At 73.3% G+C, this 6,229-nt stretch carries 6 protein-coding genes and 1 pseudogene; 4 read left to right on the top strand and 3 right to left on the bottom strand.

Annotation, left to right across the window (positions count from 1 at the left end; genetic code table 11):
• Positions 1–394: 394 nt before the first annotated feature.
• Positions 395–964, bottom strand: a complete 570-nt coding sequence (locus tag ACIQOV_RS22500; protein WP_380452029.1) for a DoxX family protein — start codon at positions 962–964, stop codon at positions 395–397.
• Between the two features lie 209 nt (positions 965–1,173).
• Here ACIQOV_RS22500 and ACIQOV_RS22495 point away from each other — a divergent pair, with 209 nt between their 5' ends.
• Both ACIQOV_RS22495 and ACIQOV_RS22490 read left to right on the top strand, forming a co-directional pair.
• Positions 1,174–1,770: a TIGR03086 family metal-binding protein gene (locus tag ACIQOV_RS22495; protein ID WP_401051040.1), complete on the top strand. Its 597-nt coding sequence runs from the start codon at positions 1,174–1,176 to the stop codon at positions 1,768–1,770.
• Between the two features lie 251 nt (positions 1,771–2,021).
• Positions 2,022–2,480: a hemerythrin domain-containing protein gene (locus ACIQOV_RS22490; protein ID WP_401051037.1), complete on the top strand. Its 459-nt coding sequence runs from the start codon at positions 2,022–2,024 to the stop codon at positions 2,478–2,480.
• Positions 2,481–2,513: 33 nt separating this feature from the next.
• Here ACIQOV_RS22490 and ACIQOV_RS22485 read toward each other — a convergent pair whose 3' ends face one another.
• Together ACIQOV_RS22485 and ACIQOV_RS22480 are read right to left on the bottom strand one after the other, a co-directional pair.
• A complete protein-coding gene (locus tag ACIQOV_RS22485) occupies positions 2,514–3,302 on the bottom strand; it encodes a VOC family protein (RefSeq protein ID WP_359912392.1) in 789 nt (262 codons plus the stop codon).
• A gap of 121 nt (positions 3,303–3,423) precedes the next feature.
• Positions 3,424–3,525: pseudogene (locus tag ACIQOV_RS22480) on the bottom strand (Uma2 family endonuclease); the annotation flags it as partial.
• 268 nt (positions 3,526–3,793) lie between these two features.
• Here ACIQOV_RS22480 and ACIQOV_RS22475 point away from each other — a divergent pair.
• Positions 3,794–4,471: a TetR/AcrR family transcriptional regulator gene (locus ACIQOV_RS22475; RefSeq protein WP_401051035.1), complete on the top strand. Its 678-nt coding sequence runs from the start codon at positions 3,794–3,796 to the stop codon at positions 4,469–4,471.
• A 147-nt stretch (positions 4,472–4,618) separates the two neighbouring features.
• Positions 4,619–6,229 (top strand): MFS transporter (locus tag ACIQOV_RS22470; RefSeq protein WP_401051033.1); only part of this gene is annotated, 1,611 nt, incomplete at its 3' end.

Genomic DNA, 6,229 nt, shown 5'->3' with positions numbered 1-6,229 from the left:
GGGCGGCGGGGGTGGCCTGGCTGAGCGGGGCGAACACGCCGACCGCCAGGACGAGGGTCAGAACGAGCGTCAACAGTCTTGCCAACTGCGGGACTCGCAGTAAGCGTCGGCCATTCACGTGGGGGCCTCCGGGCCGTCAAAGGCCGCGAGTTGGGGCGCGGCCTACGGTGGAGCGAGGTCCGTCGGCGACGGCACCGCGTGGGGCGGTTCCGCCGTGGAGACGGTGGGGATGTGCCATGTACCATTGCACACATCACACAATATTGTGAAGGCCTTTACCCAAGGTCCACCCATCCACGACAGCGGAAAGGGCATGGCGACGAGTCGTCACCATGCCCTTTCCGCTTGCGAAGGAAGGGATTCCGGGAATTCCCGGCCGCCCCTCCCGGAGCGGCTACTTGCGGAGCAGCAGGATCACGCCCGCCGTCACCAGGCCGACCACGACGGCGGCCACGCCGTACGCCAGGCGGTGCGCCCGCAGCACCGGCAGGAAGCGGTCCACGGCGTAGCGGCCGGGGCCGGTCAGGGCGAGTGCCGCGGCGCCCGCGGTCAGCAGCAGCTCGTACTCGCTGCCCTTCGGGGCGAAGAAGCCGCCGCCCCAGGTGACGGCTATCGCGTTGACCATCGTGCCGACGATCGCGGCGCCCGCCAGCGGGGTCAGCAGGCCGACGGCGAGGGCGAGTCCGCCCAGCGTCTCGGTGAGGCCCGCCACCACGGCCATGGCGTCGCCGGCCGGGTAGCCGCTCATGGTGAAGAACTGACCGGTGCCGTCGATCCCGCCGCCGCCGAACCAGCCGAACAGCTTCTGGCTGCCGTGCGCGGCCATGGTCAGGCCGAGGGCCAGGCGCAGGAGCAGGAGTCCGGCGTCGTAGGCGTGCGGGGAGGTCGTCGCGGACCCGGCGGTGTCCCGGGCCGGGCTGACGGTGGTGGTGGCGGCGGTCGTGCTCGGGCTGCTGCTCGGCATGCGCGTCTCCATCGATCGGGGTTCGGTCGTCGTCCGGCGCGGCCGGACGTGGTCACGGGTTGTGGTGGTGCGGCGGGCAGGGGTCGCCACCCCCACCGTTGTTCAAATTTGAACCGCCGCTCTTCGACCGTACCGCGAAGTTCGAATTTGAACAACTGACGGATCGTCGGCGACTCGCGGAGCCCGTCCGGGCCGGAGAGGGTGGAGGCATGGCTCAACACAGGCACCACCGACGGGAGGCGCGGACCGGCACCCCGTACCCCGAGGCGCTGGACGCCTTCGGCGAGCGCGTCCGGCTCATCACCCCCGGCCAGTGGGACTCCCCCACGCCGTGCAGCGACTGGTCCGTCCGCGACCTGGTCAACCACCTCACCGGCGAGCAGCTCTGGGTACCCGAACTGCTGATGGGCGCCACCGTCGGCGAGGTCGGCGGACGCTTCGACGGCGACGTGCTCGGCGACGACCCGGTCACCGCCTGGACCGACGCCGCCGAGGCCGCCCGGGAGGCCTGGGCCGTCCCCGGCGCCACCGAGCTGACCGTCCACCTCTCCTTCGGCGACACCTCCGGCCAGTACTACCTGGACCAGCTCACCACCGACCTGGTGATCCACTCCTGGGACCTCGCCGAGGGCATCGGACGGCTCACCCGGCTCCCGGACGGGCTCGTCGGGTTCGCGCTCGGCGAGTTCGCCGGGTACGGGGACCTCTCCGGCAGCGGGCTCTTCGACCCGCCGGTGCCGGTGCCCGAGGACGCCGGACCGCAGACCCGGCTGCTCGCCCTCGCCGGGCGGCAGGACGGCGGGTGACCGGGCTGCGGGTGACCGGGCGGCGGCACGGAGGGTGACCGGATCGCACGACGGCGGGTGACCGGGATGCGCGACGGAGGATGACCGGGCTGCGGCGCGCAGGGCGGACGGCGGCGTCTCCGGGCGGGCGGGCGCGACTCCGCGTGACCGGCCGCGCCCGCGCGTGAACGGGCGCGCCTCCGGGTGAACGGGCCGGCGCCGGATACTGGAAGGCGACGGGGGAAGTCTTCCGTGCGAGAGGCGGGCGGGCCATGAGCCGCAGGTCTGACATCCTCGGCGAGTTCACCGCCGACCACCGGGCGGCGATCGAGCTGCTCGACCGGATCGAGGCCGCACCGGCCGACGACCCCGGGCGCGGCGAGCTGCTCGCCCGGCTGACCGACCTGCTGTTCACCCACTGCGCCGCCGAGGAGGAGCACCTCTTCCCCGTGGTGCAGCACGACGTGCCCGACGGCGGGGCGCTGGTCTTCCGCAGCATCCACGACCACCTGGCGATCGGGCAGTACCTCGCCGACCTCCAGGGGCTCGGACCCGCCGACCCGGCCCTCGGCACCCTGCTGCGCGGCCTCGCCGAAACCCTGCGCCGGCATCTGCGCGACGAGGAGGAGCAACTCTTCCCGGCCGCCCGCAAGGCCCTGCCGGCGGCGACCCGCACCGCGCTGGGCGACCGGCTGCGGGCGGACCGGGCCGAGCTGGACTCCCCGGGCTGATCAGGCCCCGGGCCGATCGATTCTCCTGGCCGATCAGTCCTTCGGGCCGATCACCGCGAACCGGGCGCCCTCGCGGTCCCGCAGCCGGGCCACCCGCCCGTACGGGGAGTCGAAGACCGGCCCGAGCGCGCCGCCGCCCAGCTCCACGGCCCGGGCCAGCGCCCGGTCGGTGTCCGGGACGGCGAAGGACACCTCCCAGTGCGGCGGCATCCCGGCCGGGCCGCCCGCCTGTTCCTTGGCCAGCGCCGCGACGCTGTGGCCCTCGGCGCGCAGCACCACCCGGTCGTGCTCCCAGCGGACGTCGAAGCGCTCCGGGTCCCGGCCGTCCCAGCGGAACACCTCGCCGTAGAACAGTGCCGCCGCGAACGGGTCCGGGGTGCGCAGCTCGATCCAGACCGGCGCGCCGGGCACGTCCAGCTTCCGGGCCCGGCCCGGCGGGCCCTCCCAGATGCCGAACACCGCGCCCGCCGGGTCCGCCGCGAAGGCCACCCGTCCGGCGTCGAAGGTCAGCGGGCCGACCGCCAGCGTCGCGCCGCGCTCGCGCACCGCGTCGGCGGCGGCGTCGGCGCTCTCCGTCCCGAAGTAGCTGGTCCACGCGACCGGGATCGCCCCGAAGCCGGCGACGCCCAGCCCGGCCACCGCCTCCCCGCCGGTCACCGCGTGCACGTACGGGCCGAAGCGGTCCGGCCCGGGCTCGAACTCCCAGCCGAGCAGGGGCCCGTAGAACTCCTCGGCGTCGTCCAGGTCCCGGGCCATCAGGCTCACCCAGCACGGTACGGCCGCCACACAGCGCACCCTGGCGGCCGTCTCACCGCTGCCCATCGCGAACCTCCTCGCCCACCCGGCCGCCGGGCCCCTCCCGACTCCCACGGCCCACCGGCCGCCCGGGACGCCCACAGCCTAGGCCGCCACCCGCACCGCCCCGGGGACGCCATGCCCGGGATCAGCGCACCCAGTTCTTGAGGGGCTCGGTGTCCAGGGAGATGCCCACCGGGTCGGGCAGCTGGACGGCCTTGCCGAAGGGGAGGGTGTGGACCGTCTCGTAGTGGAACGAACTGCTCGGGCAGCATCTGCGGGCGCTCGGAGATCACAGCCATGGGCCCCTCCTTCTCCTGGACACCCTTCGGGTCAACGAGGTCCCGGCGGGTGGTCACGGGCCGCTCGGCTTCGATCACAGCCCAGCCGGCCGAGGCACCCCTCGTATGACGCAGGTCACACGGGGGGCGGAAATTCCGGGGACGGATTCCCCGTTTGCGAGTACGTTGGAAGAAGCGGGGAGAATTTCCCCGGTATCCTGATGAGGAGCAGTCGTCGTGGCCACCACCGCCGAGTCGGTCCGTCCCGCCGGGAGCGCGCGTACGCCGAAGTTGCGTGCGGACGCGAGCCGGAACCGGGAGCGGATCGTGCTGGCGGCCCGGGACGCGTTCGTCGAGCACGGTGCGGACGCACCGCTGGACGAGATCGCGAAGCGGGCGGGGGTCGGCAATGCCACGCTGTACCGGAACTTCCCGGACCGGGTGGCGCTGATCCACGAGGTGGCGGTGCTCGTCAAGAACCGCATCCTGGCCCTCGCCGAGACGGCGACGGCCGAGGCGGACGCTCCTGACGGCGGCGGCCCGTTCGACGCCCTCCAGCGGTTCGCGCACGCGTCCGTCGGGGAGAAGGTCGGCGGTCTCTGCACCCTGTTCAGCAACCATGTCGACCCGTTCGACCCGGAGTTGACCGAGATCCGGGAGCGCCTGCAGGCCGCCGTGGGCGGGCTGATGGAGCGCGCCCGGGCCGCGGGCGAGCTACGGTCGGACGTCGACCACGGTGACCTGTTCATCGCGATGAGCCAGCTGACCCGGCCACTGCCGAACACCGCCTGCCGACTGCTCGACGACTTCGTCCACCGGCACCTGCAGATCTTCCTGGACGGCCTGCGCGCGCCGGCCGCTTCGGTGCTGCCCGGCCGGGCCGCGACCTTCGAGGACTTCCAGCCCCAGAACTGACCCGACCACCAGGACCGACCGCCCGACGGCGCCCTGTCGCGCCCCGGCACACCCTTTCACCGCACCTTCCCCGTGCGGCAACCCGCCGTTCCCGTACGGCACTCGACCGTTCACGCACACCACACGCACCGTGAAGTGAGTACCCCCATGCCTCAAACCGACGCCCGACCGGCGACGCTGCCCGATCCCCGGCGCTGGAAGGCCCTGATATTCATCGGGCTCGCCCAGCTGATGGTCGTCCTCGACGCCACCATCGTGAACATCGCCCTGCCGTCCGCGCAGCGCGACCTGGGCATCTCCGACGGAAACCGCCAGTGGGTGATCACCGCCTACGCGCTGGCCTTCGGCGGCCTGCTGCTGTTCGGCGGCCGGATCGCGGACCTCTGGGGCCGCAAGCGGACCTTCATCGTCGGCCTGACCGGCTTCGCCCTCGCCTCCGCGCTCGGCGGCGCCGCGGCCAACACCGCGATGCTGCTCGGCGCCCGCGCGCTCCAGGGCGTGTTCGGCGCGCTGCTCGCGCCGGCCGCGCTGTCGCTGCTCGCGGTGAGCTTCACCGAGGCGCGTGAGCGCGCCAAGGCCTTCGGCATCTACGGCGCGATCGCCGGTGGCGGCGGCGCCATCGGTCTGATCCTCGGCGGCCTGCTCACCGAGTACATGAACTGGCGCTGGACCTTCTTCGTCAACATCCCGTTCGCCATCGTGGCCGCCGCGGGCGCCGTGCTGGTGATCCGCGAGCCCGCCGAGGGCCGCAACCGCAACCGGCTGGACGTCCCCGGCGTGCTGCTGGTGACCACCGGCCTGGTCGCGCTGGTCTACGGCTTCACCCGCGCCGAGTCCGACGGCTGGTCGTCCGGCAGCACCATCGGGCTGTTCGTCGCGGCCGCCGTGCTGCTGACCGCCTTCGTGCTGGTGGAGCGCCGGGTCAAGGCCCCGCTGCTGCCGCTGCGCGTGGTGCTCGACCGCAACCGCGGCGGGGTGTACCTGTCGCTGGGCATGGCCGTGATCGGCATGTTCGGTCTGTTCCTCTTCCTGACCTACTACCTGCAGATCGTGCTCGGCTACAGCCCGGTGCTGACCGGCGTCGCCTTCCTGCCGATGGTGGCGGGCATGATCACCGGCTCGACCCAGATCGGCGCCCGGCTGATGACCAGGGTCCCCGCGCGCTACCTGATGGCGCCCGGCTTCCTGGTCGCCTCGGTCGGCATGTTCCTGCTGGCCCACATCGGCGTGGACACCTCGTACCCGGCGCTGATCCTGCCCGGCCTGGTCCTGATGGGCCTCGGCATGGGCACCGCGTTCATGCCGGCCATGAGCCTCGCCACCCACGGCGTCCAGCCGCGCGACGCGGGCGTGGCCTCGGCCATGGTCAACACCTCGCAGCAGGTCGGCGGCGCCATCGGCACCGCGCTGCTGAACACCATCGCGGCCAGCGCGACCACCGGGTGGCTGGCCGCGCACGCCACCGCGGCGGCCACCTCGCCGGAGGCCGCCAAGGCGTTCCAGTTCCAGGGCATGGTGCACGGCTTCTCGACCGCGATCTGGGTGTCCTTCGGGATCCTGGTGGCGGCCGCCGCGGTCGCCTTCATCTTCGTCAACGCCGGCCGGCCGGGTGCCGCGGCGGGCTCGGACACGGGCGCGGCGAAGGAGAACGAGGTGCCGGTGCTGGTGCCGTGCCGTTCCCGGACGGCGGCGCAGATCCGCCGGACCAGCTCGGCCACCGCGCCGTGGAAGCGGGCGGCGACCAGCCCGGCGGGCGCA

The organism is Kitasatospora sp. NPDC091257, from assembly GCF_044757675.1.
GTDB lineage: Bacteria > Actinomycetota > Actinomycetes > Streptomycetales > Streptomycetaceae > Kitasatospora > Kitasatospora lactacystinica.
The sequence above is the reverse complement of the archived record's forward strand: the minus strand, read 5'-3'. Positions and strand labels throughout refer to the sequence as shown.

What these genes read in the sequence shown, in the direction of transcription:
- ACIQOV_RS22490 (WP_401051037.1), top strand. Translation starts at nt 2,022, where the DNA reads ATGAGCCGCAGGTCTGACATCCTCGGCGAGTTCACCGCCGACCACCGG.
- ACIQOV_RS22485 (WP_359912392.1), bottom strand. Translation starts at nt 3,302, where the DNA reads ATGGGCAGCGGTGAGACGGCCGCCAGGGTGCGCTGTGTGGCGGCCGTA.
- ACIQOV_RS22495 (WP_401051040.1), top strand. Translation starts at nt 1,174, where the DNA reads ATGGCTCAACACAGGCACCACCGACGGGAGGCGCGGACCGGCACCCCG.
- ACIQOV_RS22500 (WP_380452029.1), bottom strand. Translation starts at nt 964, where the DNA reads ATGCCGAGCAGCAGCCCGAGCACGACCGCCGCCACCACCACCGTCAGC.